This is a genomic window from Corynebacterium sp. ACRPH, from assembly GCF_022347285.1.
Taxonomy (GTDB): Bacteria; Actinomycetota; Actinomycetes; order Mycobacteriales; family Mycobacteriaceae; genus Corynebacterium.
In genome coordinates this window covers 1-26,697 of sequence record NZ_JAKRND010000023.1, presented here as the reverse complement: position 1 = coordinate 26,697, position 26,697 = coordinate 1, and the positions used below count along the sequence as shown (strand labels likewise).

The 26,697-nt window shown below is 63.4% G+C and carries 21 protein-coding genes and 2 pseudogenes; 17 read left to right on the top strand and 6 right to left on the bottom strand.

The features are described 5' to 3' along the window. Nucleotides 1-180: 180 nt before the first annotated feature. From MHX66_RS09890 to MHX66_RS09875, 4 genes and pseudogenes are all read right to left on the bottom strand, one after another. Nucleotides 181-783: pseudogene (locus tag MHX66_RS09890) on the bottom strand (IS6 family transposase); the annotation flags it as partial. Between the two features lie 51 nt (nucleotides 784-834). Next, nucleotides 835-1,011: pseudogene (locus tag MHX66_RS09885) on the bottom strand (DUF1990 family protein); the annotation flags it as partial. A 61-nt stretch (nucleotides 1,012-1,072) separates the two neighbouring features. After that, nucleotides 1,073-2,194, bottom strand: a complete 1,122-nt coding sequence (locus tag MHX66_RS09880; RefSeq protein ID WP_239202709.1) for a M48 family metalloprotease — start codon at nucleotides 2,192-2,194, stop codon at nucleotides 1,073-1,075. A gap of 60 nt (nucleotides 2,195-2,254) precedes the next feature. Continuing rightward, nucleotides 2,255-2,815, bottom strand: coding sequence for a LemA family protein (locus MHX66_RS09875; protein ID WP_239202708.1), 561 nt, complete (start codon nucleotides 2,813-2,815; stop codon nucleotides 2,255-2,257). Nucleotides 2,816-2,988: 173 nt separating this feature from the next. Between MHX66_RS09875 and MHX66_RS09870 the strand changes: the two genes are divergently transcribed. The 3 genes from MHX66_RS09870 to MHX66_RS09860 all read left to right on the top strand — a co-directional run bounded on the left by MHX66_RS09870 (nucleotide 2,989) and on the right by MHX66_RS09860 (nucleotide 6,177). Continuing rightward, a complete protein-coding gene (locus MHX66_RS09870; protein WP_239202707.1) occupies nucleotides 2,989-3,744 on the top strand; it encodes an NADPH-dependent oxidoreductase in 756 nt (251 codons plus the stop codon). A 180-nt stretch (nucleotides 3,745-3,924) separates the two neighbouring features. Then, on the top strand, nucleotides 3,925-5,184 hold the full coding sequence (locus MHX66_RS09865) for a phosphatase PAP2 family protein (RefSeq protein WP_239202706.1): 1,260 nt from the start codon (nucleotides 3,925-3,927) through the stop codon (nucleotides 5,182-5,184). Nucleotides 5,185-5,319: 135 nt separating this feature from the next. Then, complete coding sequence (locus MHX66_RS09860; RefSeq protein ID WP_239202704.1) at nucleotides 5,320-6,177, top strand: S1 family peptidase; 858 nt, start codon at nucleotides 5,320-5,322, stop codon at nucleotides 6,175-6,177. 30 nt (nucleotides 6,178-6,207) lie between these two features. On the opposite strand, the gene MHX66_RS09855 is transcribed toward MHX66_RS09860, so the two are convergent. Next, nucleotides 6,208-6,534 carry a chorismate mutase gene (locus tag MHX66_RS09855; RefSeq protein ID WP_239202702.1) on the bottom strand — a complete coding sequence of 109 codons (327 nt, stop codon included), beginning with the start codon at nucleotides 6,532-6,534 and terminating at the stop codon, nucleotides 6,208-6,210. 104 nt (nucleotides 6,535-6,638) lie between these two features. Between MHX66_RS09855 and MHX66_RS09850 the strand changes: the two genes are divergently transcribed. From MHX66_RS09850 to MHX66_RS09840, 3 genes are all read left to right on the top strand, one after another. Continuing rightward, a complete protein-coding gene (locus tag MHX66_RS09850; protein WP_239202700.1) occupies nucleotides 6,639-9,344 on the top strand; it encodes an ATP-dependent helicase in 2,706 nt (901 codons plus the stop codon). Between the two features lie 158 nt (nucleotides 9,345-9,502). Next, entirely contained in the window at nucleotides 9,503-11,185 is a 1,683-nt protein-coding gene (locus MHX66_RS09845) for an acyl-CoA synthetase (RefSeq protein ID WP_239202695.1), read from the top strand. 115 nt (nucleotides 11,186-11,300) lie between these two features. Continuing rightward, nucleotides 11,301-12,047, top strand: a complete 747-nt coding sequence (locus tag MHX66_RS09840) for an SGNH/GDSL hydrolase family protein (protein ID WP_239202693.1) — start codon at nucleotides 11,301-11,303, stop codon at nucleotides 12,045-12,047. Between the two features lie 164 nt (nucleotides 12,048-12,211). Here the strand turns inward: MHX66_RS09840 and MHX66_RS09835 are convergent, their stop codons facing one another. Then, nucleotides 12,212-12,970 carry a M23 family metallopeptidase gene (locus tag MHX66_RS09835; RefSeq protein WP_239202692.1) on the bottom strand — a complete coding sequence of 253 codons (759 nt, stop codon included), beginning with the start codon at nucleotides 12,968-12,970 and terminating at the stop codon, nucleotides 12,212-12,214. Nucleotides 12,971-13,467: 497 nt separating this feature from the next. Here MHX66_RS09835 and MHX66_RS09830 point away from each other — a divergent pair, with 497 nt between their 5' ends. The 11 genes from MHX66_RS09830 (at nucleotide 13,468) to MHX66_RS09780 (ending at nucleotide 26,653) form a co-directional block, all read left to right on the top strand. Continuing rightward, on the top strand, nucleotides 13,468-15,192 hold the full coding sequence (locus MHX66_RS09830; protein ID WP_239202688.1) for a DUF6350 family protein: 1,725 nt from the start codon (nucleotides 13,468-13,470) through the stop codon (nucleotides 15,190-15,192). Next, nucleotides 15,137-15,703: a phosphoribosylglycinamide formyltransferase gene (gene purN, locus MHX66_RS09825; RefSeq protein ID WP_239202686.1), complete on the top strand. Its 567-nt coding sequence runs from the start codon at nucleotides 15,137-15,139 to the stop codon at nucleotides 15,701-15,703. Before MHX66_RS09830 ends, purN begins: the two co-directional genes overlap by 56 nt. A 26-nt stretch (nucleotides 15,704-15,729) precedes the next feature. After that, complete coding sequence (gene purH, locus MHX66_RS09820; RefSeq protein ID WP_239202684.1) at nucleotides 15,730-17,376, top strand: bifunctional phosphoribosylaminoimidazolecarboxamide formyltransferase/IMP cyclohydrolase; 1,647 nt, start codon at nucleotides 15,730-15,732, stop codon at nucleotides 17,374-17,376. A 117-nt stretch (nucleotides 17,377-17,493) separates the two neighbouring features. Next, nucleotides 17,494-18,399 (top strand): hypothetical protein, encoded by a 906-nt coding sequence (locus tag MHX66_RS09815; protein WP_239202682.1) that lies wholly within the window; start codon nucleotides 17,494-17,496, stop codon nucleotides 18,397-18,399. An 82-nt stretch (nucleotides 18,400-18,481) separates the two neighbouring features. Further along, the gene (locus MHX66_RS09810) at nucleotides 18,482-19,288 is read left to right on the top strand and encodes a hypothetical protein (protein WP_239202680.1); all 807 of its coding nucleotides are present in this window, start codon (nucleotides 18,482-18,484) and stop codon (nucleotides 19,286-19,288) included. 50 nt (nucleotides 19,289-19,338) lie between these two features. Continuing rightward, nucleotides 19,339-19,953 (top strand): TetR/AcrR family transcriptional regulator, encoded by a 615-nt coding sequence (locus tag MHX66_RS09805; RefSeq protein WP_239202678.1) that lies wholly within the window; start codon nucleotides 19,339-19,341, stop codon nucleotides 19,951-19,953. Between the two features lie 196 nt (nucleotides 19,954-20,149). After that, the gene (locus MHX66_RS09800) at nucleotides 20,150-21,766 is read left to right on the top strand and encodes an acyl-CoA carboxylase subunit beta (RefSeq protein WP_370646303.1); all 1,617 of its coding nucleotides are present in this window, start codon (nucleotides 20,150-20,152) and stop codon (nucleotides 21,764-21,766) included. 48 nt (nucleotides 21,767-21,814) lie between these two features. Next, nucleotides 21,815-23,932, top strand: coding sequence for a biotin carboxylase N-terminal domain-containing protein (locus MHX66_RS09795; RefSeq protein ID WP_239202676.1), 2,118 nt, complete (start codon nucleotides 21,815-21,817; stop codon nucleotides 23,930-23,932). A 91-nt stretch (nucleotides 23,933-24,023) separates the two neighbouring features. Beyond that, nucleotides 24,024-25,193: an acyl-CoA dehydrogenase family protein gene (locus MHX66_RS09790; protein WP_239202674.1), complete on the top strand. Its 1,170-nt coding sequence runs from the start codon at nucleotides 24,024-24,026 to the stop codon at nucleotides 25,191-25,193. Nucleotides 25,194-25,278: 85 nt separating this feature from the next. Continuing rightward, nucleotides 25,279-25,779, top strand: coding sequence for a MaoC family dehydratase (locus tag MHX66_RS09785; RefSeq protein WP_239202672.1), 501 nt, complete (start codon nucleotides 25,279-25,281; stop codon nucleotides 25,777-25,779). Further along, the gene (locus tag MHX66_RS09780) at nucleotides 25,772-26,653 is read left to right on the top strand and encodes a CoA ester lyase (protein WP_239202671.1); all 882 of its coding nucleotides are present in this window, start codon (nucleotides 25,772-25,774) and stop codon (nucleotides 26,651-26,653) included. Before MHX66_RS09785 ends, MHX66_RS09780 begins: the two co-directional genes overlap by 8 nt. Nucleotides 26,654-26,697 lie beyond the last annotated feature (44 nt).

Genomic DNA, 26,697 nt, shown 5'->3' with positions numbered 1-26,697 from the left:
GTCATCGAAAGTCCTGGCACCCGGCGGCAACACCCCCCGGATTATGGAAACTACAGGGCAAGTAAGCCATACCGGGACCAGCGACTATCCCCATTATCAGGGACACTCACAAGGTAACGGGGGGGGGAGCAGCGAAGACTCAGTTTCTCATTCCCTGATGGCCGCTGCGTGTGGGCGTTCTCAGGCCGTCTCGAAGGCCCGGTTGACGATCACCGCGTCCGGGTTCGGTTGCCCATAAGCAAACATCGTGCCCTGACCTTTCCGTAATGAATGCATCGCTTCCATCCCTTTCAACGTCCGGTAGGCAGACGTCCGGTTCTTAAACGCGCCTTTCGGCCCGAGGATCCGCTTCAGCCGACCATGGTCGCCTTCCAGGATGTTGTTGAGGTATTTCACCTGCCGGTGTACCACTGTTGGCGGGCAGATTCCCTCTGACTTCAACTCGGCGATTGACCTGACTAGGGAGGGTGCTTTGTCGGTGTTGATCACTCTGGGATACCCGGCTGACGCATTGGATCTGAGGGCCTTGGCCAGGAAACGCTTCACTGCGGCCACGTTCCGCTTCGGAGAGAGGTAAAAGTCCAGGGTCTGGCCACCGGCGGTGATCGCCCGATAGAGGTAGCACCACCTGCCGCCGACCCGGATATAGGTCTCATCCACCCGCCAGGAACTGGCCTGCCAGTCAGGTACCTGCCGGTACCACCGTGTTTGCTTGTCCAGCTCAGGGGCGTATTTCTGGACCCAGCGGTAGATCGTGGTGTGATCGACCGGCACGCCCCGCTCGACGTGGCCGGGGAGAGTGCCATAGGTAAAGCCGCAGCGGCTGGGCGCGGAGAAGGTATCGACCACCCGGCAGCGAAACGTCCACGGTCCGAAGCTGAGCGCAACCTCGGCACCGGTTTCCACAACCTCGTGGGTGGGGCGCACGCGGAACAGGCCGCTGCGCTGCACACCCCAACGGAAGAGCCTGGACGCGGTGGTCTCGAAGTCCGCATTGATTATCCGCGACATGTGCAGCTCCGGGAAGCCGTCGGTCGAGGTGTAGGAGAGGGGAGTCATAGGAAGCCCCAGGCTACTTGATGTGCCCGGCGATCTGCTCGTGCTCCGGGACATAGGGGACGAAATCGTCTACGAAGGCACCCATGGCGATCAGGGCGTTGACTCTTTCCCAGATCGGCGGGTGGGTAGCGGAAAAGTTTCGTTTCTTCGTCATGGCGCGTTTGAAGACGGACCCCTTCTTGCCTGCGTCGGAATTGTGGAAGCCCTGGATGATGTCCTGCTCCGGTGCGTACAAAGCCAGGGAGCCGGGCGTGCCGTACATGGAGTTCTGCACGGTTGAAGGGTTCGCCTGGTGGAACGCGCGGATAGTGATCAGGGCTTGCGCCAGTGCGGTGGGGTTACGGCACAGCGATACCCCGTGGCTGTCGGCCTGCTGCTCGCGGTAACGGGACATGTAGGCCCTGGCGATGTTGGCCAACGCCGGGGCGGCGAGGATCACGCAGAAGGAGATCAGCAGGATCACGATGGCGACGACGGCGTTGCCGCCGCCGTTCGAGTTGGAGCTAGAGCGGCCTCGGTTGTTGTTGCTCAAACTGCCGTAGATGAACATCGACTGCAGGATGGAAATGACGGAAGCGATGGCCACCAGCTGCGTCATCACGCGATTGTCGTCAGCGGTCAGGTGGCTCATTTCGTGGGAAATGACGGCCTGCAGCTGCTCGCGGTTGAGCAGGTAACCGAGCTCTTCAGTGACTACGATGGTGCCGGTGTGGGGCTTGTTGCGCTTGCCGCCCAGAGCGTAGGCATTGGGCACACCGGTGCCGATGAGCACATAGACCTTCGGCGGGGAGGGCATGCCCGCGGCGATCGACATTTCCTCCACAATGTTGTAGACCATGCCCTTTTCCACCTTGCGCTTTTCGCCGCCGATGGCGGAGATCACGGTCTTGGTGGAAAAGAAATACGAATACAGCAGGATCAGCGCGGCCACCGGGATGGCGACCCCGGCGGAGATCAGGATGACCTTGCCCAGAGTGTTGTAGTCCAGGTCGCCGCCCTGGATGCCGACGTAGGCCGCGCAGGCGCAGGCCACGATGGAAAGCTGCAGCACCAGCACGTTCGCAATCCACGCGACGGCGACGCCTTTGCGTAGCTGCGATAGTGACTCGTCAAAGGTTCTTGGCTGGTTGGCCATTGTCCGTTATTCCGTCCTTTCAGCCTTTCAGTGCTCAAGCAGCCGGGCAGGGAAAGAAGGTTAGAAAGAAACGTCCGGAGCCTGGCGCTTGGACTCTTCCACCTGGAAGAACCCGAAGGGCTGGAAGCCGTGCACGGAAGCGACGATGTTAGTCGGCACGGACTGGATTGCGGTGTTGTAGGCGTTCGTGGAGGCGTTGTAGTACTGGCGGGCGAAGCCTACCTTGTTCTCGGTGGAGGCGAGCTCCTCCTGCAGCTGCTGGAAGTTGCGGGAGGCCTGCAGCTCCGGGTACGCCTCGGCGGTGGCGCGCAGGGTAGCCATGGTGCGGCCGAATACGGCGTCTGCCTGAGAGGCATCCTGCACGTTGCCGGTTGCCTGAGCGCGTTCGGTGGCGGTACGCAGCTCAGCGATGTCGTGGAACACCTTGGCTTCGTGGCTGGCGTAACCCTTGACGGTGGCCACCAGGTTGGGGATCAGGTCGCCGCGGCGCTGCAGCTGGGTATCGATCTGGGCGTAAGCCTCGTTAACCGTGTTCCGCTTCTTGACGAGGCTGTTGTACATGGCGAACCAAATGATGGCGAGGACTACGAGGATGGCGAGGATGACAACTGCGATGATCATGTAAGAAAACTTCCCTAAAAACTCTTGAACGTACCTATCTAGAAAATCTCGGCGCATGGCGGTTCGGTAGCGGCCCGCACAGGCTAACAGTATTGGAATGTATTATCGCCAACGTTTGTTCCCGGCGCAGGCGGGAAAAGTTTTAGAAGTAATTTCTAGCTAGGGTTGGGGCCATGCCTAAAGACTCAAACTCCATGGTCGAACGTCAGCTTTCCCACCGCACGATCAGGGAGTTCACGGATCAGCCGGTGGACGACCAGACCCTGGAAACCATCTATGACGTAGCCATGCGCACGGCCTCTTCCCGCGGGATGCAGCAGGCCAGCATCATTCGCGTGACGGATGCGCACCTGCGGGAGCGCCTGGCGGAGATCGGTAACCAGGAGTATGTCCGCCGCGCGCCCGTGTACCTGTTGTTCCTGGCGGATACGGCGCGGAATGCGCAGATCTTGCAGGAAAATGGTGGCGATCCGCGGGCGGCCGGGCGCACGAAGGCTTTTGTGGAGGCCTTCACCGACGCCTGCCTGATGGCGCAGAACGTGGTGAACGCCGCCGAGTCCTTTGGCCTGGGGGCCAATTATCTGGGCAATATTCACAACGACACTGCCGGGGTGATCGAGCTGCTCGAACTGCCGCGCTACACCTTCCCGGTGGTGGGGCTTACCCTGGGCTGGCCGAATCAGGATCCGCAGCTGAAGCCCCGCATGCCGCGCAAGTTCCGCGTGATGGAAAACGGCTACCAGACCAGCGAGAATCTGACCGCCGACCTGGCGGAATACGATGCGGAGATGCGGACCTACTACGACCTGCGCAACGCCAACCAGCGCGTGGATAGCTTCACCAATCAGGTCTTGAAGAACTTCCCCTTCACCCGGGATAGCAACGATGACTCGCTGCAAGCCGCGCGCTGGCAAGGCTTTATTGTTTAGCGTTTTTCTTTGTGACGCCCTCACTGTCATTCGCACCTAACCTCAAATTAACCTGACGTTCAGAAACCTGGGTTAGTATCCGCAGGAGTTTATAAAACTATTGCAATAGTCGCCGGGCGGGCCTGGAAGCTTGGCGTCACAAAAGAATTGCAGGACGAGACTTCAAGGGTGAGAGAAAAAGTGACCAAGAACAAGAGCCTCAAGATCACCATGGCCACTGTGATGGCTGCGACCATGTCCCTTTCCACAGTGAACGTGGCACCGGCGGTCGCAGTGCCGACCGTGCCGACGATCGCGGGTTCCGAGGGAGTACCGGGCTACCCGCACCCGGTGCAGCACCCGGGCGCCCCAACGCCGCAGCCTTTCGGCCCGGAGTACCTGGGTGGCTACATCTCTGACATCAGCTCCCACGGCTACGGCGTGTACCTGGACGTCGTCGACGGCTTCCACGACGTGCGCGCCAACCACCCGGCAATCATGCAGCAGAACCTGGACAAGGTTGTGGAGATCAACAACGCTGCGCAGAGCAACCCGTCTGCCATCCAGCGCGCACAGAAGGACGCTCGCGCGGACAAGGCTGGCGTACTGGATGCGTTCTCCGACTCGCTGGGCGACGAGCTTGGCCGCCACTTCCGTGCTGCCCTGCGCGAGAACCGCCTGCCAAAGACCCAGTTCCTGCTGGGTAACGGCTACCTGGCACGCGCAGGCGGAGTTGCATCCTCCACCTTCGTGGAGAAGATGGTGTTTGGTTACGACCGTCCGTTCGTGGTTGCTCCGGAGCGCATCAAGAAGTACGAGGATGGCCAGAACAAGTACTACGGCACCTCCAAGTCCTACCCGTCTGGTCACACCAACCAGGCCGTGTGGTCCACCACTCTGCTGGCGCTGACCCTGCCGGAGCTGGCTCCGCAGATCCTGGCTCGCGGTTCCGAGGCTGGCAACAACCGCATTGTCATGGGCGTGCACTACCCGCTGGACGTCATGGGTGGCCGCATGTCCGGCACCGCTGCTGCTGCCGACCGCTGGAACGATCCGAAGATGCGCGGCGCAATCCAGCAGGCGGGCAAGGAGCTGCGCGCGGAGCTGGAGTGGCGCGCAGGTCGCCCGATCGCCGAGGTTGTGAAGAGCGACAAGGCCTACCGCTCCACCGACCAGGCTGTGCGCGAGTACACCGACCGCATGACCTACGGCTTCCCGAAGATCTACCGCAAGGATGCACCGATGATCGTGCCGCAGGCTGCGCCGGATCTGCTGCTGCCGAAGTTCCCGAAGCTGACCTACAAGCAGCGCGCCTCCATCCTGCGCCAGACCGCCATCCCGTCCGGTTCCCCGCTGGACGATCAGGGCCCGCGCGGATCCTGGCAGCGCCTGAACATGGCCGCCGCATTCGCCGCTAAGGTCAAGGTCAACGGCGACGGCAGCATCACCGTTCTGCGCTAATTGCTGGCTGGCTGGCGGCTAACCGTCAGCTAGTCGGCAGCGCAAAAAAGGAGGCGGGGGAGCAGGGGTAACCTTGTCCAAATTGTTACCTCTGTGACGCATGTGAACCCCTGCTTCTGCGCTAGGGTTAGGTTTATGAAAGTCGCATCTGTATCCGCTCAAACCCCAGCTGGGCGCTCCTTTCGTAGCGCCATCCGCCGTCGCCTCGGCGCCCTGATGGCAGGCGTGGCACTGGCCACCTCTGCCGTTTTCGGCTCGGCCTTCACCGCGCCAGAGGCCGCCGCCGCGCCCGCTGGTTCCGCAGATGCATTCTTGCAAGCTACCGGCCAGCCCGGTCCGCACCGCGTTCCGGGCCACTACTTCACCTCTCCGGGCATCCCCCAGGCTCAGCGTGCCGCGGCGCCCAGCGTTCTGGCTGGGCCTTCCATGCCGATCTACGTTGGCAACAACATCTGCACCCTGGGTGTGGTTGGCTACGACAAGGCCGGAAACAAGGTGGGCATCACCGCAGGTCACTGTGGTGGACCCGGTGCTCCGGTCGTTTCTATGGACGCCGAGGGAGCCGGCCAAATCGGCACCGTCGTTCGCAACGGCTACCCGGACTACGCCGTGATCAAATTCAACAACAAGGTGCGCCTGACCCGCGGCTACAACAACGTTCACCTCAACACCCTCGGTGGCTCCACCCCGGCCAGCCTGCAGCAGATGTGCAAGACTGGTGTGGCCACCGGAGTTTCCTGTGGCCCCATGCTGGCGATCTCCGGACCGTTCCTGGTTTCCCACCTGTGCGGCTCTATGGGGGATTCGGGCGGCCCGATCTACGTCGGCAACCGTCTGGTCGGCATCGTCAACGGCGGCGTAGCCAACCTGCCTTCCTGCACCACCCCGCTGCAGGGGCCGCTGCACGCGCCGACGGCCGGTGCGGCGTGGAACGTAATCGCCGCAGACCTCAACGCGGTCGGCGGGGTGGGAGCCGGATTCCGCCTGGCCTAGTCCAGTTCCGGCAAGCCCCCAGCCGCCCCCTTAGCCCAAGCGCCCTCTGCCTAGTTGCAGCAGGGCCTTTGCTATTTCTACGCCCTCGGGGCCAAACTCTGCGCGGAATTGGTTAATGATGGCGACCTCGCGGGTATAGACCAGCTTCGTGCCGCCGGAGCCCAGGCGCGTTTTACCGATTGCCTTCGACACCTCGCTGCGACGGTGGATCGCGTAGATGATGACGCGGTCGAGGCGGTTGATCTCTTCGCGGTAGGATTGAATTTCTGAATCCGACAAGGGATCGTCCGTGCCCGAGGGCATGCGGACGGTGAACTCGTTGGGCTTCGACGAAGCCGCAGAATCGTTGTCGCTCATGCGTTGTATTCTACCGCTAGTCAGCAAGCCGAGATCCGGAAGATCCCCGGGGCGCATGTGCCAGCGGTTTTCGGGAAACTATTTGAGGGAGCACAAAGGGAGACATGAACAACCAGCACGATCCGTTTGCCGACCTGCCGCTGCCCGAAGAACCAACGCTTCTCGACGACGAGGTTCCGCCGCCGGCGGACGAGTTGCCGCCGGAGGGGTACGAAAGCGTGCTGGCAAACATGCACTCCGACAGCCCGGAGCCCGCTCTGCAGCCGCCGCGCACACACCAAACACCGGCGCAACCGCACAGGGATGCTGGGACGGTCGCGGGGGAGACGGGGCGTCATGAAGAAAAGCTCCTCGAAGGCCTCAACCCGCAGCAGCGGCAGGCGGTCGAGCACATGGGCGGCCCGCTGCTGATCGTGGCGGGCGCGGGCTCCGGCAAGACGAGTGTGCTGACGCGCCGCATTGCATATCTGCTGGCAAATGGGGTGGCGCCGTGGCAGATCCTGGCGATCACCTTCACCAACAAGGCCGCCGCGGAGATGCGCGAGCGCGTGGTGGATATGGTCGGCCCGCAAGCGGAGCGCATGTGGGTCTCCACCTTCCACTCCTTTTGTGTGCGCGTGCTGCGCGCCAATGCGCACCTCGCGCCGGGGTTGAACACGAACTTCAGCATCTACGACTCGGACGATTCCAAGCGCCTGATGACGATGATCATCAAGGATGCCTCGCTGGACTTGAAGGAGTTCTCGCCCCGTGGGGTGCTGAATGTGATCTCCAATTGGAAGAACGAACTGGTCGGCCCTGCCGGGGCGCTGGAGGAAGCGCAGCGCGACTCCAACCCTCACACCGCCCAGATCGCCACGCTGTACAAGACGTATCAGAACCGACTGCGGGCGGCTAACGCGGTGGACTTCGACGATCTGATCGGTGAGGTCGTGGCGATCCTGAACAACAACCCGGACGTGCGCGAGCACTACCGGCGCCGCTTCCGCCACATCATGGTCGACGAGTACCAGGACACCAACCACGCGCAATACGAGCTGGTGGCGGCTCTCGCGGGCAAGGGCAAGGCCGAGTGCGAGCTGTGCGTGGTGGGCGATGCTGACCAGTCGATCTACGCCTTCCGTGGCGCGACGATCCGCAACATCGAAGAATTCGAGCGCGACTACCCGGATGCCCACACGATCCTGCTTGAGCAGAACTACCGCTCCACCCAGAAGATCCTGTCCGCAGCCAACGCGGTGATCGACCGGAACCAGGGGCGCCGCCCGAAGAAGCTGTGGACGGATTTGGGCGATGGTGAGCTGATCGGTGGCTACGTTGCGGACAACGAGCACGACGAGGCGAACTTCATCGTCGAGCAGATCGACGACCTGGTGGATAACGAGGGCTACTCCTACGGCGACATCTCGATCATGTACCGCACCAACAACGCCTCTCGTGCGATCGAGGACGTTCTGGTGCGCTCCGGTATGCCGTATAAGGTCGTCGGTGGCACGCGCTTCTACGAACGCCGCGAGATCCGCGACATCGTGGCTTATCTCAAGGTTCTGGATAACGCGGACGACACGGTGGCGCTGCGGCGCATCATCAACACCCCGCGGCGCGGCATCGGGGATAAGGCCATCGCGCAGGTCACCGTGCACGCGGAAGGCCAGGGGATCGGTTTTTCGGCTGCTCTTGGTGACGCCGCCACGGGGAAGGTCGCCGGCCTTTCCGCACGCGGCCGCAATTCCATTGGCAAGTTCCTGGAAATGATGGACGCGCTGCGGGCGGAGACAGAGTCTATGGAGATGACGGCCTCAGACGGGTCCGGCCTGGGACTGCCCGACCTGGGGCGGGTGATCTCCGCGGTGCTGGACGTGACCGGCTACAAGGAGCTGCTGGAGAATTCCAACGACCCGCAGGACGGTGCGCGCCTGGACAACTTGAACGAGCTGGTGAGCGTGGGACATGAGTTCTCGCAGGAGTCGGCGAACCTGAAGGCGTACGAGGAGATGCCGGGTGGCGGCAGCGCCGGTAGTAGCGATGGCAGCGCCGGAGACACCGCCGACGCCAGCGCCGACGCCATGCTGGCCGAAGGCGAGGCGCCGCTGGGCAGTTTGCAGGCTTTCCTGGAGCGCGTGAGCTTGGTGGCGGACGCGGACCAGATTCCCGCGGACGAGCAGGACATGGTGACGCTCATGACGCTGCACACCGCCAAGGGGCTGGAGTTCCCCGTGGTGTTCCTGACCGGCTGGGAGGATGGACAGTTCCCGCACATGCGCGCCCTGGGCGACCCGACGGAGCTGGCCGAGGAACGGCGCCTGGCCTATGTGGGCATTACCCGCGCGAAGCAGCGGCTGTTCCTTACCCGCGCGATTACGCGCAGCGGTTGGGGAGCGCCGGTGAACAACCCGCCGTCGCGCTTCCTGTCCGAGGTTCCGGGGGATCTGATGGAGTGGATCCGCGAGGAGCCCGCCCGCTTCGGCAGCGGTGTGGATTCCGCCTGGGGTGGCGGTGGCTACGCCGATGGCACCAGCTTCGGCGGCTCGGGCGGCTCGAGCAGCTGGGGCGCGGGATCCAGCGGCTGGGGCGGCCAGTCCTACCGGAAGCCGGCGAAGAAGTCGAAGCCTGCCTTCGGGGCCGGAGCGAAGAAGAACCAGGATCTGGACTTGGCGGTGGGGGATAAGGTCAACCACGACAAGTACGGCCTGGGCACGGTGAAGAGCGTGGACGGTAGCGGATCGCACACGACCTGCATGATCGACTTCGGCAGCCAGGGCACGGTGCGTCTGATGCTGTTCGGTGGCGTGCCGATGGAGAAGCTCTAGACCCTGGGGCTCTGGCGGCACGCCCGAGCCGGCGTGTTGCTGGAGTGACGATTGTGGCCAATGTTGCGTAGAAAATGTTTTCTTAATGTAACGTAACAGCATCCTCTTTCGATGGGTTAGGCGTAACTAGAAGGGTATTAATGCAGAACAATCAACAAGTGACTTCCAAATTGCAAGACCTTAAGCACCTGGGCGAGGCCGCCTGGGCGGAGACGCACGCTATCGCCACCGGCCTGGGGACTGCGCTGAAATCGGGCGTAGTCGTCAGGGGTGGCGGCGTTAAGGGGAAAGCCAAGCTGATCGAGAGCATCGCCCGCTACGGCTTCACCGCTGGACGTCAAGCGTGGTACGCAGCAGAAGTGGCGCCGAACCGTACAGCCATCATCGATGACATCGGCGAGCGCACGTATGCGGAAGTTCGCAGCGATTCGCTGGCCTTCGCTCGCGCACTGCAGCGCATGGGGCTGGGGCCAGGCAAGAACATTGCGGTCATGGCCCGCAATTCCCGCGTGGTTGTCTACGCGCTGGTCGCCAAGGGGTTCATCGGGGCGGACATTAGCTTGCTCAACCCGGCTTCCAGTCCAGTCCAGCTGCAGAAGAGTATGGAGGAGCTGGATGTTCACACCATCATCATCGACGAGGAGTTCGCGGACAGGCTGCCTGCGGACTATTCGCGCGCCAATGTGATCATCGGCTATGCGGAGGATCTGGAGAACCCGCAGGCTCCGAACCCGGAATGGGAAACCTTCCGGCAGGTTATCGACCACGCCCCCTCCGAGGCGGAGGAGAAGCTGCCCAAGATCCCGAAGCGCGGCTTCATCACCATCTTGAGCTCCGGCACCTCTGGCACCCCGAAGGCCGTAGTGCACCGGGAGCCGCCCATCCCTACACCCATAGCGGATATCATCACGTGGATCCCGTGGCGGGCGGAGATGATGATCCAGCAGACTGCCTCGATGTTCCACTCGTGGGGTTGGGCGAACCTCAACCTGATCTTCGCCCACCGCGCGACAGTGGTGTTCCGCCGTGACTTCGACCCTGTGCAGGCAATGGAAGATGTAGAGCGCTACAAGGTCAACGGCATCATCACCTCGCCCATCTTCATCAAGGAGCAGCTCAAGGTCGCGCAGAACGGCGACTACGACGCTTCGTCGATTGAGTTCATCGTGTCCTCCGGCAATGCCATGCACGAAGATCTGCTCCGCGGCCTGCACAAGCAGTTCGGGCCCGTGGTCTGCAACTTCTACGGCTCCACTGAAAACAGTGTGGTCGCCATTGCGAAGCGAGAGGAACTGGTCGAGAACCCAGCTCTCGCCGGACGGCCGGTTCGCGGCGTGCGCGTCAAGATCCTGGACGACGACGGTAACGTGCTGCCGCCGAACACCCCGGGCCGCATTTATGCCCGGGGCACCATGACCATGCGCCGCTATGCCCACACGCGCGATCAGATGAAGATCAAGCACGGCCTGCTGGAGATCGGCGACCGTGGGTACCTCGACGAGGAAGGTCGCCTGTTTGTGCTCGGCCGGGCGGACGACATGATCATCGTCGGTGGAGAGAACGTGTATCCGCGCAGTGTGGAAGAGGTGCTGGCGCCAATGCCTGGCATTCGAGACCTCTACGCGAAGGGCGTGGACGACGAAGAGAGCTTCAAGCGCATGGCGGTCTGGATCGTGCGTGAAGACAACCCGGAGGGTGAGGCGCTGACCAAGGAGTCTGTTCAGGAATGGGTCAGGGACAACCTGGCGGAACACTCCGTTCCACGCGAAGTCACTTTCCTGGATGAGCTTCCGCGGAACCCAACTGGTAAGGTCATGCCGGCGAAGCTTCCGAACAGCTAACATTTTCGATTCTCGATCGATAGCCTTAATACGGCATAAAAACACATACGGGAGAAACTGATGAAAAAAATTTGCACGCATTCTGACTGCGGCGGTAGCCGTGGCGGGGTCTGTCATGGGTCTGGCACCTGCTGCCCAGGCTGCCCCGGGAAACACCGTACTGCTCGGTGATTCCTACTTCGCTAACACAACGCTCAACCAGATTATTGACGCCAAGCTCGGAAACGCTCGTGGTTGCATCCAGGGCAAGTTCCGCGTAGCTACTGAGCTGCAGCGCCTGACGGGCGCTCGCGTGGATGACTACTCGTGCAACGGCAAGGAGCTTTACCTGGGTCGCGAGCCGCTGGAGGCTCGCCTGGATCAGGCTATCCGCGACGGTAAGCTGAACCGCAACACGCGCAACGTGCCGATCATGGTTGGTGCTAACGACACCTACCGCACCCTGGATCCCATCAACAACCAGGCGGCCGCTCGTTCCTACGACCGTCTCGCTAAAAAAATCAAGCGCGCTGCTCCGAACGCTCGTATCCAGTTTGTGAGCTACCCGCACCTCACGAACGATCGCGCTGGCCTCTGCCTGATCCGTCTGAACGGTTTGCAGCCGATTCAGGCTCCGTTCCCGATCGTGAAGGAAGCCGAGCGTCAACTGTGGCGCCAGGCTAACGATGCGGCTAAGCGCCACGGTGGCGTTTTCGTTGACCTGCACCGCTCCACCCGCGGGCACGATACCTGCCAGCCGGGCGGTAAGGCTTGGGTTGCCGGAGTCATCGATACTCAGACTCCGCACTACAACCTGACCCTGCACATGTCCCACGACGGTGTGACCAATGCGGCTAAGCAGATCGGCGCTGCTCTGAAGTAAAACTTCGGAAAGCCTCGGCTGCCGGGGTGGGGAATCCCCACCTCGTAAGCCAAAGTCACAGGAGGCAGGCGAAAAACCTCCCGACCGCCTTTACAGAGGCAGTCGGGAGGTTTTCTTTGTGGCCATAAACGGCTAGGGGCTCAAAGCTCGGGTAGAGCTAAAGCTTAGAGCTGGATGCCGCGCTCGGCGAGCCAGGGCTTCGGGTCGATAGCCTCGCCGCCGTTCGGGTGAACCTCGAAGTGCAGGTGGGAGCCGGTGGAGAAGCCCATGGAACCCATGCCGGCGATCTTCTGGCCAGCGGCTACACGGTCGCCAACCTTAACGTCCAGGGTGGCCATGTGGCCGTAGACGGTGATGGTGCCGTCGTCGTGCTTAATGCGAATCCAGTTGCCGAAGCCGGAAGCTGGGCCGGAGTCGATGACGGTGCCGTCGTGTACGGCGCGGATGGCGGTGCCCACAGCGTTGGCGATGTCGATGCCCTTGTGGAAGGTGCCCCAACGCGGACCGAAGCCGGAAGTGAAGGAGCCCTCGGCGGGCTTGACGTACTCGGGCATGCGAGCAGCCAGATCAGCCTCGGTGCGCTCCTTGGCGAAACGCAGAGCGGAGTCGAGCTGCTGAGACAGATCGGAAACCGGCTTAGCCTGCGGAACCTCGAGGATCTGCGGAGCCTCGTTAGCGGTCGCCTGAGCGTCCGCCGGAGCTGCAGAGCCCTGAGCACCCTCGCCCTGGGCGAGGATGGTGGTGTTCTCGGAAGCCAGGGCGATGTCGTCCTTGGAGTTCTGGGATGCACCGGCGGTAGCACCGGCAGCGCCAGCAGTAGTCACAGCGGTGGTGGCGACGGCCACGACCGCGAAGCGACGCTTCGCGGTGTGCTCCTGCTTGCGGTGGATGCCGGTTCGGTTCGCTTCAGTAGTGTTTCGCACTGTCCTAGTAACCCTTTGACCTAATCGATGTTTCTTAACAACTGTCACATGTGATTTCGCACTATCGCTTTCACTCTTCCTCGAGCCTTATCGTTGGATCTCGAGTCTGTTGCGCAAGCAATTTGTAACCACTTTGTTATCAACGGAACGTAACACTATCGGTTTAGCAACATTGCGGCAACTAAATCGGCTAAAAATAACGCTTTGGTTACATTACGGGGGTAGTGGAGCTAACCTTACTTGAGCCTAAGAATCCATTTCCCCTGTTCCAGGCGTTTTTCGCCGTTTCTGTAGTGGTTGAGCCCCGCTAGTGATCTTTATTACGTTACCCACAAACCCTCAAGTAGAACCTTAAGTGTGTCTGCATTAGAGGGGGTAGAGCGGGTACATTGCGGGCGCCGAACGGGAGCCGACCCGGCAATAAACGGGCACAGAAGAGAGCCTAGAAGGTGGGTCAGTCCGCCAGGTGCCACCCACTGTTAGGCACAATAGGACGGGTGAGTAAAGATTCTGCTGCCCAACGACCCGGATCCCGACGATCTGCGTCTTCACGACGCCCCGGCTCCAGCCGTACCAGGCGGACATCGGCTGCCAGCAGTGCAGACAGAATTAAAGGCACTGGTGCCAAGGCCACCGAAGGTACGAGCCAAGAGCGCTTTGTAAAGGCCAAGCCCACCACCGGGGCCACCACTAAGGCCACTCCAAAGGCCAAGCCCAAGGCGGCAGCCGAGACAACGACCGGGGGTGCGAAGGCTGCGGTAGCGGACTGGTGGTCGAAGTGGAAGCCACACGTTAAGCGCTTTGGCCCCCAGCTGATGATTAATCACGCCGTAACTTTGGGCGTCATCGTCATTATCGCCGTCCTCATCGGCATCGGCGCAGGTTTTAATAAGGTGCCCGCCAGCATCGCCTCAATGTGGATGGTGTTTAATCTGGCCCCCATTGAGATGGCGGGGGCGAAGCTGGGCTTAGTGCCACTGCTGCCCGCGCTGGTGCTGGTGTGGGGGCATGCGAAGCGGGCGACCACGGTGCTGGGCAACTCCATCAGCGTGCGCGGCCTGCGGGTATTCACCACATTAAGCCTGCTGATTCCCATGCTGCTGACGTGCATCGCGTGGGTGATGCTGTGGGATGCCTCCAGGGTCTACGACATCACCCCGCCGAACCTGCTGGTGGCGCTGATCTCCACGGCGCTGGTGAACGGCGCTGCGATTGTCATCGGCATGCGGGCCCGCGTGTGGCGAGCACTGTTGCTGCGCCGTGGTTGGTCCACGTGGCCGGTGGAGTCGATGCTGCTTGCCGGACGCTTCCTCAAATGGATGGCCGCAGCCGGTGCCCTCGCCGCTGCCGTATATCTATTGACGAACATGGAGGCAGTCGGCAAGGCCTACGAAATCACCTCCTCCACTATGGGTGTTCTGGGGCTGACCTTCGTCGCGTTGCTGTATGTGCCAAATGTGGTGGTCGCGGCGATGGCGGTGCTGCTGGGCGGCGAGTTCCACGTCGGTAACGGCGCGGTCAGCCTCTTTACCGCCAACAATGTGAACCTGCCACCGCTGCCGGTCCTGGCCGCGATCCCCAACGATCAGATTCCTTTCGGTGCAGTGCTGCTGGCCGTACCCGCTTGTGTGGCGGTCGCGTGCGTCTACACGTTCCTGCGCGGCCGCACCTATGTGGAGGCGCCGCTTCTGCAGGGCGTGGAGGCTGGTGCCTGCGCCGGGCTGATCGGCTTCTGCGCCTCCTGGCTGGCCGGCGGCGAGCTGGGCGTGTACGGGCGCGCGGGTGCGGTCGAGTGGCTCTTTGCCGTGGAGCTCGCCGCCTGGCTGCTGGTGCCCGCCGCCGTGATGATGTTCCTCACCGCCCGTCGTGGCGAGTCCGTGGTTGAGGACATCCCGGAGGCCGAGGTTGTGGAGCCGGGAGAATCCCAGCAAGCTCAGACTGAGACCGAGCATGATGCCGAGGCAGGCACTGACGATGCTGACGATGCAGCAGACGGTGCGGAAAGCACGGACACTGACTCTTCTGAAGATGACGCCCCTACGGAGGAACCGGAGGACGGGGAAGATGGGGGCGTCACTAAGAAAGAACGAGAAGATACAAAAGATACAGAAGACAAAGAAGACAAAGAAGACAAGGAAGACACAGAAACAGAGGAAGAAGCAGACGATGAGGATAGTGATTCTGGCGAGCGGGACGGGGACTCTGCTCCAGAGCGTGATTGATAACGTCGACCGCTCGCGGGTGGAGATCCTCGCCGTGGGTAGCGACCGACAGTGCGAGGCGCTGGAGCGTGCCGAACGCGCGGGCATCGAGAGTTTCCTGGTCGAATACGTGCCAAAGCAGACCGACCGGGATAAGTGGAACGAAGATCTGGCGGACAAGCTCGCCAGCTACGAGCCCGACCTGGTGGTGAGCGCCGGCTTCATGCGCATCATCGGCCCGAAGGTGGTTGAGCGTTTCGAGGGGAAGATCATCAACACCCACCCGGCGCTGCTGCCCGCATTCCCCGGGGCGCACGCTGTTGAAGATGCACTAAATTACGGTGTTCGCGTAACCGGGTCTACAGTTCATGTTGTAGATAGTGGCGTGGACACGGGACCGATCATCGCCCAGAAGGCGGTGGAGGTCGCGCGGGACGACACGGTCGACAGCTTGCATGAGAGAATCAAGAAGGTGGAGCGCGCACTCTTGGTAGAGGTGCTGCACGATTTTCAACAACAGGGAACCTTCTAGGAACGAAAGGCCAGGATCCAAAAACCATGAGTGATGGCACCACAGCAACCAACGGCGCAGACAAGAAGGAAATCCGTCGCGCGCTGATCAGCGTGTACGACAAGACCGGCCTGGAGGAGCTGGCCAAGGGGCTGCACTCCGCGGGCGTGGACATCGTCTCCACCGGCTCCACCGCCAAGAAGATCGCGGACGCCGGAGTGCCCGTGACCGAGGTGGAAGCGCTGACCGGATTCCCGGAGGTGTTGGAAGGCCGCGTGAAGACGCTGCACCCGCGCGTGCACGCGGGCATCCTGGCCGACACCCGCAAGGAAGGCCACCTGAAGCAGCTGGAGGACCTGGATGTTGAGGCCTTCCAGCTGGTCGTTGTGAACCTGTACCCGTTCACCGAGACCGTGGCCTCCGGCGCTGACTTCGACGCCTGCGTGGAGCAGATCGACATCGGCGGCCCGTCCATGGTGCGTGCCGCCGCGAAGAACCACCCGTCCGTGGCCGTTGTGGTGGATCCCAACCGCTACGAGGACGTCGTGGCCGCCGCCAATGCCGGGGGCTTCACCCGCGCCGAGCGCACCGACCTGGCCGTGGATGCGTTCCGCCACACCGCTGCTTATGACGTGGTCGTCGCAACCTGGATGGGTGAGCAGACCGCTGCGCAGGCCGCAGCACAGTCCGCTGCACAATCTGGGGCAGACGCAGAGTCGGATGCAGGCGTGCAGTTCCCCGAGTGGATCGGTGCTTCCTACGAGCGCGCCAACGTGCTGCGCTACGGCGAGAACCCGCACCAGGCTGCGGCGCTGTACTCCGACGGCACCGGCCTGGCCGGCGCCAAGCAGTTCCATGGCAAGGAGATGAGCTACAACAACTACACCGACGCGGATGCCGCCTGGCGCGCTGCGTGGGATCACAAGCGCCCGACTGTGGCCATCATCAAGCACGCCAACCCGTGCGGAATCGCGGTCTCTGACGAGTCCATCGCCGATGCCCACAAGAAGGCACACGCCTGCGACCCGATGTCCGCATTCGGCGGCGTGATCGCAGTGAACCGCGAGGTTAGCGTGGAAATGGCCAACCAGGTGGCCGAGGTGTTCACCGAGGTCATCATCGCGCCGGGCTACGAGGAGGGCGCGGTAGAGGTCCTGTCCCAGAAGAAGAACATCCGCATCCTGCAGGCAGATGCCCCGAGCGAGGAGCCGGAGCTGCAGGGCCGTGAGATCTCTGGCGGCCTGCTGGTGCAGCAGGTGGACGCCATCGACGCGAAGGGCGACAACCCGAGCAACTGGACCCTGGCCGCCGGCGAGGCTGCCGACGAGGCTACCCTGCGCGAGCTGGAGTTCGCATGGCGCACCGTGCGCGCGGTGAAATCGAACGCCATTTTGCTGGCCAAGGATGACGCCACCGTGGGCGTGGGCATGGGCCAGGTCAACCGCGTGGACGCAGCCAAGCTGGCCGTGGAGCGTGCAAACTCCCTGGCCGGTGACGAGAAGCGCGCCGAGGGTGCGGTTGCGGCCTCGGATGCCTTCTTCCCCTTCGCCGACGGCTTTGAGGTGCTGGCTGCCGCTGGCGTCCGTGCAGTGGTGCAGCCGGGTGGCTCGGTCCGCGACGCGGAGGTCATCGAGGCGGCGGAGAAGGCGGGCGTCACCATGTACCTCACCGGTGAGCGCCACTTCGCGCACTAGAGTGCGCACTCGCGGTGAGTGGGCTTAACGGTTCGCTACCCGCGAGGCCGGGAGGGCGCCTAAAGTTGGATTAGTTTAAAAACTGACAAGACGTTTCAACGCAGGAGTTCTCCGGTTATGTCTAACGAGCACCCCACTGATCCCGGCGTCGGGAAGAACAACCCAGATCAGCCGGAGCCGCCGCAGTACCGCCACAACGAGCAGGGTGCGGGGAAGAATCAGTGGCAGGTGCCGTCGCAACAGAGCGGTAGCCCGGGTGCGCAGGGGACGCAGGGGGATCAGAGCCAGCAGCGCTGGCAGCAGTGGGAGGCTTCGCAGCCGCCCCAGAACCAGCAGCAGAACTGGCAAGGGCAGCAGTATCAGCAGCCCCCGCAACCCCAGTACCAGCCCGACCAGCAAGCTCAGCAGTATGCCTACGCGCAGGAGCCGGAGAAGGAAAGCAAGTTCCTGCCGATCTTAGGTGTCGTGCTGGCTGTGCTCCTTGCCCTTGCCCTAGTCGCGGGTGCCGCATATTACATGGGCTGGATTGGCGACAAGGACGGAGCGGAAGACAGCGACGGCAAGGCTGCGAGCAGTTCCTCCCAGTCGCAGGGCGAAGAAGGCGAAGGCACTGACGACGAGGATGCGGCCGCGGAAAGCGAAGACACCGCAACCGACGACGAGGAAGAAGCCACGGACGACGAAGAGGATGCTGACGACGAGGCTAGCGAGGACGAGGAAGAGTCCCGCCCGGCTCATCCGAAGCTGCCTTCCGGCGCGGTGCCGGCCAACAGTGCAGCTGAAGAAGGTAAGCCTGCGGGCGACTTCAACAACGCCTACACCGGCAGCGACCTTACTTCTAAGCCTTTCGCAGTAGCCGTACGCGATGCTTTTGTGTCCCACTACCTGGATACCGATAGGACGAACGGCACCGTTTCCGCGTATTCGTCCGTCACGGGGCAGACCTACTCCATGAAGTGCAGGGATAACGGTGATTACGTGACCTGCACGGGAGGCAATAATGCCATTGTTTACATTTCCTAAGCCCAGATCGCTTCGTCGCGGTCTGGTCGCCGCCGTGCTCTGCGCTGCAAGCGTTACCGTTGCGGGTTGCACGATTGGGGATGTGGAAAGGGATGACGCCACCGTCTCCGACCAGTCAAACCAGTCCCACCCAGCCCAACAGGACGAGAAGCCGAAGTCCCGCGGTCCGCAGCCGACCACTGGGGCGTCCACACCGGAAAAACCGCAGGAAGAACAGCGCGGGGAGCTCGGCTACGACGGTACTGCGACTATCGCAGTGGCCGGGATAGGTGGCGCGGGGGATACGTCCGTGGCTCCGTGGTCGACCGCGAAGGTGCCGATTGCGATTGCCGCGCTGCGGAATGATCCGAGCCTGCAGGGCGTGATGACGCAGGCGATCCAGAACTCCGACAATGCGGCGGCGGAAACGCTATGGGGCTCGCTGGGATCTCCGGAGCAAGCTGCAGAGGCGACTAGCGCGGTGATCCGCGAGGGCGGCAGTAGTGCACGGGTGGAGTCCCAGGTGGTGCGCCCGGGGTTTAGTTCCTTCGGGCAGAGCGACTGGTCGCTGAGCGAACAGGCCGATTTCGCCTCTCACCTGCGGTGTATCCGGGGGTCGGAGTCAGTGGTTTCCGCCATGGGCAACATCGGCAACGGCGGGGGCTATGGGTTGGGGACGATCCCGGGAGCGATCTTCAAGGCTGGCTGGGGGCCGAACGCCGCGGGCGCGTATGGGCTACGGCAGTTTGGGCTGATCCCGAAGTCCGATGGCGCGGGCTCGGGCTACGTGGCCGTGGCCATTGCAGTGGAAAGCCCGGATGGTAGCTACGAGTCCGGGCAGGCGGAGCTGACGGCGGCGGCGGAGTTCCTGCGGTCGAAGGTGAACAGCCTGCCGGAAGCGGCCTGCTAATCGCGGGGAAGGTATTCAGTTAGCGACGCTTAACCAGTAGGGTGTTGGTTATGCGTTCTCATTATCTAGCCGAGCCCGCCACGGAAGGCCTGTCTGCGCGTGCGGCGGCAAAGGAACAACGACGGGTGGAGCTGTTGCGTGCTGCCGCCACGATCATGGCGAACAAGGGATTCCATGGGACGCGCCTGGAGGAGGTCGGGCACGCCGTGGGGGTATCCGGGCCGGCGGTGTATCGGCACTTTTCCGGCAAAGAGGAGATTCTGACGGAGCTGATGACGGGCATCTCGGAGCACCTGCTTTCCGAGGCGCGCAAGATCGTCGACGGCCTGGAGGATCCGCGTGAGCGTCTGGCGGTGCTGATCGACTTCCAGGTGGACTTTGCACTGTCCCAGCCGGAGCTAATTCGCCTGCATAACCGTGAACTTTTCCGTATGGGGGAGGAAGGGCGCGGGCGCGTGCGTTCCGCACAGGGCAGTTATTTGAAGATGTTTGCGGAGGCGTTGGGAGAGATGGACGCGCGATACAAGGGGGAGGCGGGGCGTATTACTGCGCAGCTGGTGATGGGGATGATTAACTCCTCGGAATTGACGCATAGCTGGGCGTCTACCGCGTTGGTGCGACGGCAGACTGCGGCTGCGGCGCGTGCTGCGGTGGGTCTGGCTTAAGGGGAGGGTACTGCTTTCGGGGGTAGTTAAAGAGGGGAAACTTTTTAGATTCACTAGCAAAAGCGGTCTAGGTCACTTAAGGTGACGGCAACAAGTTAGTTAATCGCTTGTAACTGAATCTCAAGCGCGGGATGCTCTGATGCCCTCTAGCGCTCGCCTTCTGCCACCTTCCGTCATCTTCCTAGGAGCTGCATACGTGGATACTGCAACCACCCAAGCGACAGATCCGGCCAACCCCCGCGGTGCCGACGCCCGCGAAATCCCGAGCCACCGCGAGCTTGTCGAAGAGCTTCGCCAGCGCCTCGCCCGTGCTCAGGCCGGAGGAGGGGAGGAGGCTCGCAAGCGCCACACCGACCGCGGCAAGCTGCTGCCACGCGACCGCATCCGCCTGCTGCTGGACCCCGGCAGCCCGTTCCTGGAGATCGCGCCGCTGGCGGCCGAAGAGATGTACGACGGCAAGGCTCCAGCGGCGGGCATCGTCGCCGGAGTCGGGCTCGTGAGCGGTCGCCTGTGCCTGATCGCCGCTAATGACGCCACCGTCTCCGGCGGTACCTACTACCCGATGACCGTGAAGAAGCACCTCCGCGCCCAGGAGATCGCCGAGCAGAACCACCTGCCGTGCATCTACCTGGTGGATTCCGGCGGCGCGATGCTGCTGCAGCAGGACGACGTGTTCCCAGACCGCAACCACTTTGGCCGCATTTTCTTCAACCAAGCCAACCTGTCGGCCAAGGGCATCCCGCAGCTGTCCGCCGTCATGGGCTCCTGCACCGCAGGTGGCGCCTACGTCCCCGCCATGAGCGACGAGACCATCATCGTGGAGAACCAGGGCACCATCTTCCTGGCCGGCCCGCCTCTGGTGAAGGCCGCCACCGGCGAGGACGTCACCCCCGAGGAGCTCGGCGGCGGTGCGATGCACTCCCGCATCTCCGGCGTGACGGATCACCTGGCAGCCGACGACGAGGACGCGCTGCGGATCATGCGCAACATCGTCGAGACCCTGCCGGAATCCAAGCCGACCCCCTGGAAGCGCAGCACCCCCATGCCGGCCCCGCGCCCGCAGGAGGACCTCTACGACATCGTGCCTACCGACCCGAAGATTCCCTACGATGCGCACGAGGTTATCGAAACCCTGTGTGACGAGGGCAGCCTGTCGGAGTTCAAGAGCGAATACGGCAACAGCATCATCACGACGTTCGCCCGGCTGGAAGGCCACCAGGTTGGAGTGATCGCCAACAACGGCATCATCTTCTCCGAAGCCGCCATGAAGGGCGCACACTTCATCGAGCTCTGCGAGCAGCGGAATATCCCCATCATCTTTCTGCAGAACACCACCGGCTTTATGGTGGGGCGTCAATACGAAGAGGGCGGCATCGCGAAGCACGGGGCGAAGATGGTGAACGCCGTGGCCACCGCATCGGTGCCCAAGCTCACCGTCGTCACCGGCGCTGCCTTTGGCGCGGGCAACTACTCGATGTGCGGGCGGGCCTACTCGCCGCGCTTCTTGTGGATGTGGCCGAACGCGCGCATCGCGGTTATGGGCGGCCCGCAGGCGGCCATGACCCTCTCCACCGTCCGCCGCGCGCAGATCGAGCGCCGGGGCGAGGAATGGTCGGCCGAAGAGCAAGAGGCTTTCGAGGCTCCCATCCGCGAGATGTTCGACGAGAAATCCACCTGCTGGTACTCCACCGCGCGCCTGTGGGACGACGGGGTGATCGACCCCGCGGACACCCGCCGCACCCTCGCCATGGCCCTCGACATCTGCGCCCAGGCTCCGCGCGAGGAAACCGGTTTCGGCGTATTCCGCATGTAACTCCTGTTCAAGCTACCTACGTACCCACCACAAGAAAGAGATACTGACGTGAGTGACACACATGCTCTCACCGGCCCGTTCGATACGGTGCTGGTCGCCAACCGCGGCGAGATCGCCCTGCGCGTGATCCGCACCGTGCATCGCATGGGGCTGAAGGTCGTGGCCGTTTACTCCGAGGCGGATTCCGCCGCCCCGCACGTGCACGCCGCCGACAAGGCCGTGTGTTTGGGTCCTGCCGCCGCTGCGGAGTCCTACCTCAACATCGACAAGGTTATTGACGCCGCCAAGGCGACCGGAGCCGGCGCCATCCACCCCGGCTACGGCTTCCTCTCGGAGAATGCGACCTTCGCCAAGCGTTGCGAGGACGAGGGGATTATCTTCATCGGTCCGCCCGCCGGCGCCATCGACAAGATGGGCGACAAGATCACCGCCCGCGCAACCGTGGAATCCCGCGACGTGCCCACCGTGCCCGGCATTTCTCGCCCTAATCTGACGGACCAGGAGATCATCGACGCTGCCGACTCGGTGGGCTTCCCGGTGCTGATTAAGCCTTCCGCCGGCGGTGGCGGCAAGGGAATGCACCTGGTGGAGGAGCCGGAGAAGCTCGCCAGCGCGCTGGTTTCCGCCCGCCGCGAGGCCGCCAGCTCCTTCGGCGACGACACGCTGTTCCTGGAGCACTTCGTGGACACGCCCCGACACATCGAGGTGCAGATCGTCGCCGACTCCCACGGCAACGTCATCCACCTGGGCGAGCGTGAGTGTTCGCTGCAGCGCCGCCACCAGAAGGTCATCGAGGAGGCTCCGTCGGCGCTGCTGGATGAGAAAACTCGGCAGGAGATCGGCGAGGCTGCCTGCGACGCGGCTCGCGCCTGCGGCTACTGCGGCGCGGGCACCGTGGAGTTCATCGTCTCCGCCAAGCAGCCCGAGCGCTTCTTCTTCATGGAGATGAACACCCGCCTGCAAGTCGAGCACCCAGTTACCGAAATGGTCACCGGCCGCGACCTGGTGGAATGGCAGATCCGCGTGGCCCGCGGCGAGGCCCTGCCGATCACGCAGGACGACGTGCAGCTCAACGGCCACTCGGTGGAGGCCCGCGTCTACGCCGAGGATGCCGCCGCCGGGTTCCTGCCCACCGGCGGACTGATCACGGGTCTTTCCTGGCCGCGCCGGGAAGGGGTTCGTGTGGACGCCGGCGTGGTGGAGGGCCAAGAGGTCAGCTCCGACTACGACCCAATGCTGGCGAAGATCATCACCCACGCCGATACGCGCGAAGCAGCCCTCGAGCGCCTGGATCAGGCGCTTTCCCACACCCGCATCGAGGGACTGACCACCAACATCGACTTCAACCGCTTCCTGGTCACCCGCCCGGAGGTTGTGGCGGGAGACCTGCACACCGGACTGCTCGACTCCATTGTCGAAGAGTTCCAGCCCCGGGAGGTCCCCGCGGATACCTTCGCCGTTGCACTGCTGCACCTGGCTGGGGCGCTGGCCGGCGGGGCCGATGCAGCGTCCGAAACAAAGGCAACCGCATCCCCGCTGGGCAGCGTATGGACCGCCCGCGACGGTTGGCGCGGCGCTGGGCACCGCGCCCCGCTGCGGCTGGTGCTGGCGGATCCGAGTGGCGTCACGGCACCAGTCGAAGCCCGCGCGGAGTACCGCGACGGCATCTGGGAGGTACAGCTCACTCCGCTGACCAGCGGTGACGACGAGGACGCACCGGTGCAGACCGAGACCAGGCGCATCCAGGTAGTCGCCAACCCGCAAAGCGGCGGCACCGAATGGCGGCTCTCCTTCGACGGCGGCCCGGCCGAAAAATGGAGCGCCACTGCCAGCGGCAACATCACCGGCCCGCACGGCACGCACGTGGTGGAGGTGTTCTCCGGCACTGCGCACGACGCGGAAGCCAGCTCGGAGGAGTCGCCGGACATTCTGAGCCCCATGCCTGGCACGGTCATCGCCGTGGAAGTCGCCGATGGCGACGAGGTCACCGAGGGCCAACCCGTGATCGTCATCGAGGCCATGAAGATGGAGCACACCCTCGAAGCCACCTGCGACGGGCGGGTCAAGATTCACGCTGCCGTCGGCCAGAAGGTCGGCACCGGAGAAGTCCTGGCGGAGGTCATCGCCGCCGATAGCGCCGATGGTGCCGATACGGCTGCTAGCTAAGAACTTCACTTCACACGCATCCCCCCCGTAACCCAGACACCCACCCCAGAAATCCAACCCGGAAATCCAACCCAGAAAGAGGACCCAAACCATGAGCCAGAGCACCAAGAACCGCAACCCCTACCTTTCCGACGAGCTGCACGAGCTGCGCGACGCAGTCGAGGACTTCGCCAACCGCGTGGTCGACCCCGTCGCCGCCCAGCACGACCGCGACCACACCTTCCCCTACGACGTCGTTCGCCAGATGGGAGAAATGGGGCTGTTCGGCCTGCCGATCTCCGAGGAGTACGGCGGCATGGGCGGCGACTACATGGCCCTCGGCGTGGCCCTGGAGGAGCTCGCCCGCGTGGACCAGTCCGTCGCCATCACCCTCGAGGCCGGAGTTTCCCTGGGAATCATGCCGATCTACCGCTTCGGCAGCGACAAGCAGAAGGAGATCTACCTGCCCAACCTGGTGGCGGGCAAGAACCTGGCGGGCTTCGGCCTGACCGAGCCCGAGGCCGGATCGGATGCTGGCGGCACCAAGACCACCGCCAAGCTCGACGGTGGCGAGTGGGTTATCAACGGCTCCAAGCAGTTCATCACCAACTCCGGCACGGACATCACCTCCCTGGTCACCGCAACCGCCGTCACTGGCCAGCGGGAAAACGGAAAGAAGGAAATCTCCGCCATCATCGTGCCCAGCGGCACTCCCGGTTTCACTGCCGAGCCCTCCTACAACAAGGTGGGCTGGAACGCCTCCGACACCCACCCGCTGACCTTCGATAACGTCCGCGTGCCGGAGGAAAACCTCGTCGGCGAGCGCGGCCGTGGCTTCGCCTACTTCCTGTCCATCCTCGAAGAAGGCCGCATCGCCATCGCCGCGCTGGCCACGGGTGCCGCCCAAGGCTGCGTGGACGAGTGCGTGCGCTACGCCAAGGAGCGCGCCAGCTTCGGCAAGCCGATCTCCGAGTACCAGGCCATCAGCTTCAAGATCGCCCGCATGGAAGCCCGCGCCTGGACCGCCCGCCAGGCCTGGTACGCAGCCGCGGCGAAGATGGCCGCGGGGGAGAACTTCAGCAAGGAAGCCTCCATCGCCAAAATGGTCGCCTCCGAGGCGGCGATGGATAACGCCCGCGATGCCACGCAGATCCACGGCGGCTACGGATTCATGAACGAATACCGCGTTGCCCGCCACTACCGCGACTCCAAGATCCTCGAGATCGGCGAGGGCACCACCGAGGTGCAGCAAATGCTCATCGCCCGAGCCCTGGGCGTGTAAGCCGCACGTCGATGGGCGCGGGGACGGGAAGGCGTCAATAAAAGAGCACCAGTAGCCAAGCGAAAAGTATAGGAGACCAGCGACAATGAGCGCAGAAAAAGAAGTTGTGCAGCGCGGCCTGTGGTTCGAGGAGTTCACCGAGGGGGTGGTCTACCGGCACCAGCCCGGGCGCACCGTCACCGAAGCGGATAACACCTTGTTCACCACTATGACCATGAACACCCAGCCGCTGCACATCGACGCGGCATGGGCTGCCACGCAGGATGGCTTCCGTGGCGAGCGGCTGGTGAACTCCATGTTCACCCTGTCCACGGTGGTGGGCCTATCCGTCAGCCAGCTTTCCTTGGGCACCATCGTGGCTAACCTGGGGTTCAGCGAGATTTCCTTCCCCGCGCCCATGTTCCACGGCGATACCCTGTACGCCGAAACGCGCTGCGTGGGTAAGCGACTGTCGAAGTCGCGCCCCGGGCAGGGCATCGTGGAGCTGGAGCACATCGGGCGCAACCAGGACGGCACCATCGTGTGCAAGGCCACCCGCAAGACCTTGATGCAGTGCGCACCGGAAGGGGCGGGTGAAGATGTCTAACACTGCATGGCTACCACAAGGCCCCGCGCTGCTGTTCGCCCCGGCCGACCGCCCCGAGCGCTTCGCCAAGGCCGCCGACCGTTCCGACATGGTCATCCTCGACCTCGAGGACGGCTGCCGTGCCGAGAACCGCGCCGAGGCCAGGCAGAACGTGATCCACGCGGACCTGGATCCGGAGCGCACCATCGTGCGCATTAACCCCATCGATTCGCCGGATTTCGCCGCGGACCTTGCCGCCGTCACGGACTCGCCGTTTAGGACCGTGATGGTGCCGAAGGTGGAAAGCGCTCTTGTTCCTGGTGACGCCGACTCCAACCGCCGTGCGCTTCCCGAAGGCTTTCACGCAATCGCCTTGATCGAAACTCCCAGGGGCGTGGTGAACCTCGCGGAGATCGCCGCAGACCCGCAGGTGGTGGCCCTGTTCTGGGGTGCCGAGGACCTCACTGCGGCACTCGGTGGGACGAGCTCCCGCTACGGCGCCGGAGAGGTTCCCACCCCCGGTGGCGGGCCGTCCGGCCACCCGGGAGGCTACCGCGAGGTCCCGCGCCTGACCCGTGCAATGGTGCTGCTGCACGCGGCCGCGGCGGGCATCGTGGCGCTGGATTCCATCCACGCCGACACGAAGGATACGGAAGGCGCCAGCGCCGAGGCCATCGACGCAGCCGCCAGCGGTTTCGCCGCCACCGTTTCAATCCACCCCAGCCTGGTGCCCGTCATCCGCGAGGCCTACGCACCCACCGAGGAGCAAGCCACCTGGGCGCGCCGGGTCATCGAAGGGGCGGCCGAGAACTCCGGAGCTTTCGCGCTGGACGGCCAGATGATCGATGCCCCCTTGTTGCGCCAGGCCGAAGTGATCGCCGCCAGGATTCGCTAGTCCCCCCCTTGCTGACCCGCTTATTCACCCCGCCCATTCCACCC

What these genes read in the sequence shown, in the direction of transcription:
- MHX66_RS09855 (WP_239202702.1), bottom strand. Translation starts at nt 6,534, where the DNA reads ATGAGCGACAACGATTCTGCGGCTTCGTCGAAGCCCAACGAGTTCACC.
- MHX66_RS09870 (WP_239202707.1), top strand. Translation starts at nt 2,989, where the DNA reads ATGCCTAAAGACTCAAACTCCATGGTCGAACGTCAGCTTTCCCACCGC.
- MHX66_RS09815 (WP_239202682.1), top strand. Translation starts at nt 17,494, where the DNA reads ATGTCTAACGAGCACCCCACTGATCCCGGCGTCGGGAAGAACAACCCA.
- MHX66_RS09875 (WP_239202708.1), bottom strand. Translation starts at nt 2,815, where the DNA reads ATGATCATCGCAGTTGTCATCCTCGCCATCCTCGTAGTCCTCGCCATC.
- MHX66_RS09850 (WP_239202700.1), top strand. Translation starts at nt 6,639, where the DNA reads ATGAACAACCAGCACGATCCGTTTGCCGACCTGCCGCTGCCCGAAGAA.
- purH (WP_239202684.1), top strand. Translation starts at nt 15,730, where the DNA reads ATGAGTGATGGCACCACAGCAACCAACGGCGCAGACAAGAAGGAAATC.
- MHX66_RS09780 (WP_239202671.1), top strand. Translation starts at nt 25,772, where the DNA reads ATGTCTAACACTGCATGGCTACCACAAGGCCCCGCGCTGCTGTTCGCC.
- MHX66_RS09790 (WP_239202674.1), top strand. Translation starts at nt 24,024, where the DNA reads ATGAGCCAGAGCACCAAGAACCGCAACCCCTACCTTTCCGACGAGCTG.
- MHX66_RS09785 (WP_239202672.1), top strand. Translation starts at nt 25,279, where the DNA reads ATGAGCGCAGAAAAAGAAGTTGTGCAGCGCGGCCTGTGGTTCGAGGAG.
- MHX66_RS09880 (WP_239202709.1), bottom strand. Translation starts at nt 2,194, where the DNA reads ATGGCCAACCAGCCAAGAACCTTTGACGAGTCACTATCGCAGCTACGC.
- MHX66_RS09840 (WP_239202693.1), top strand. Translation starts at nt 11,301, where the DNA reads ATGGGTCTGGCACCTGCTGCCCAGGCTGCCCCGGGAAACACCGTACTG.
- MHX66_RS09860 (WP_239202704.1), top strand. Translation starts at nt 5,320, where the DNA reads ATGAAAGTCGCATCTGTATCCGCTCAAACCCCAGCTGGGCGCTCCTTT.
- purN (WP_239202686.1), top strand. Translation starts at nt 15,137, where the DNA reads ATGAGGATAGTGATTCTGGCGAGCGGGACGGGGACTCTGCTCCAGAGC.
- MHX66_RS09805 (WP_239202678.1), top strand. Translation starts at nt 19,339, where the DNA reads ATGCGTTCTCATTATCTAGCCGAGCCCGCCACGGAAGGCCTGTCTGCG.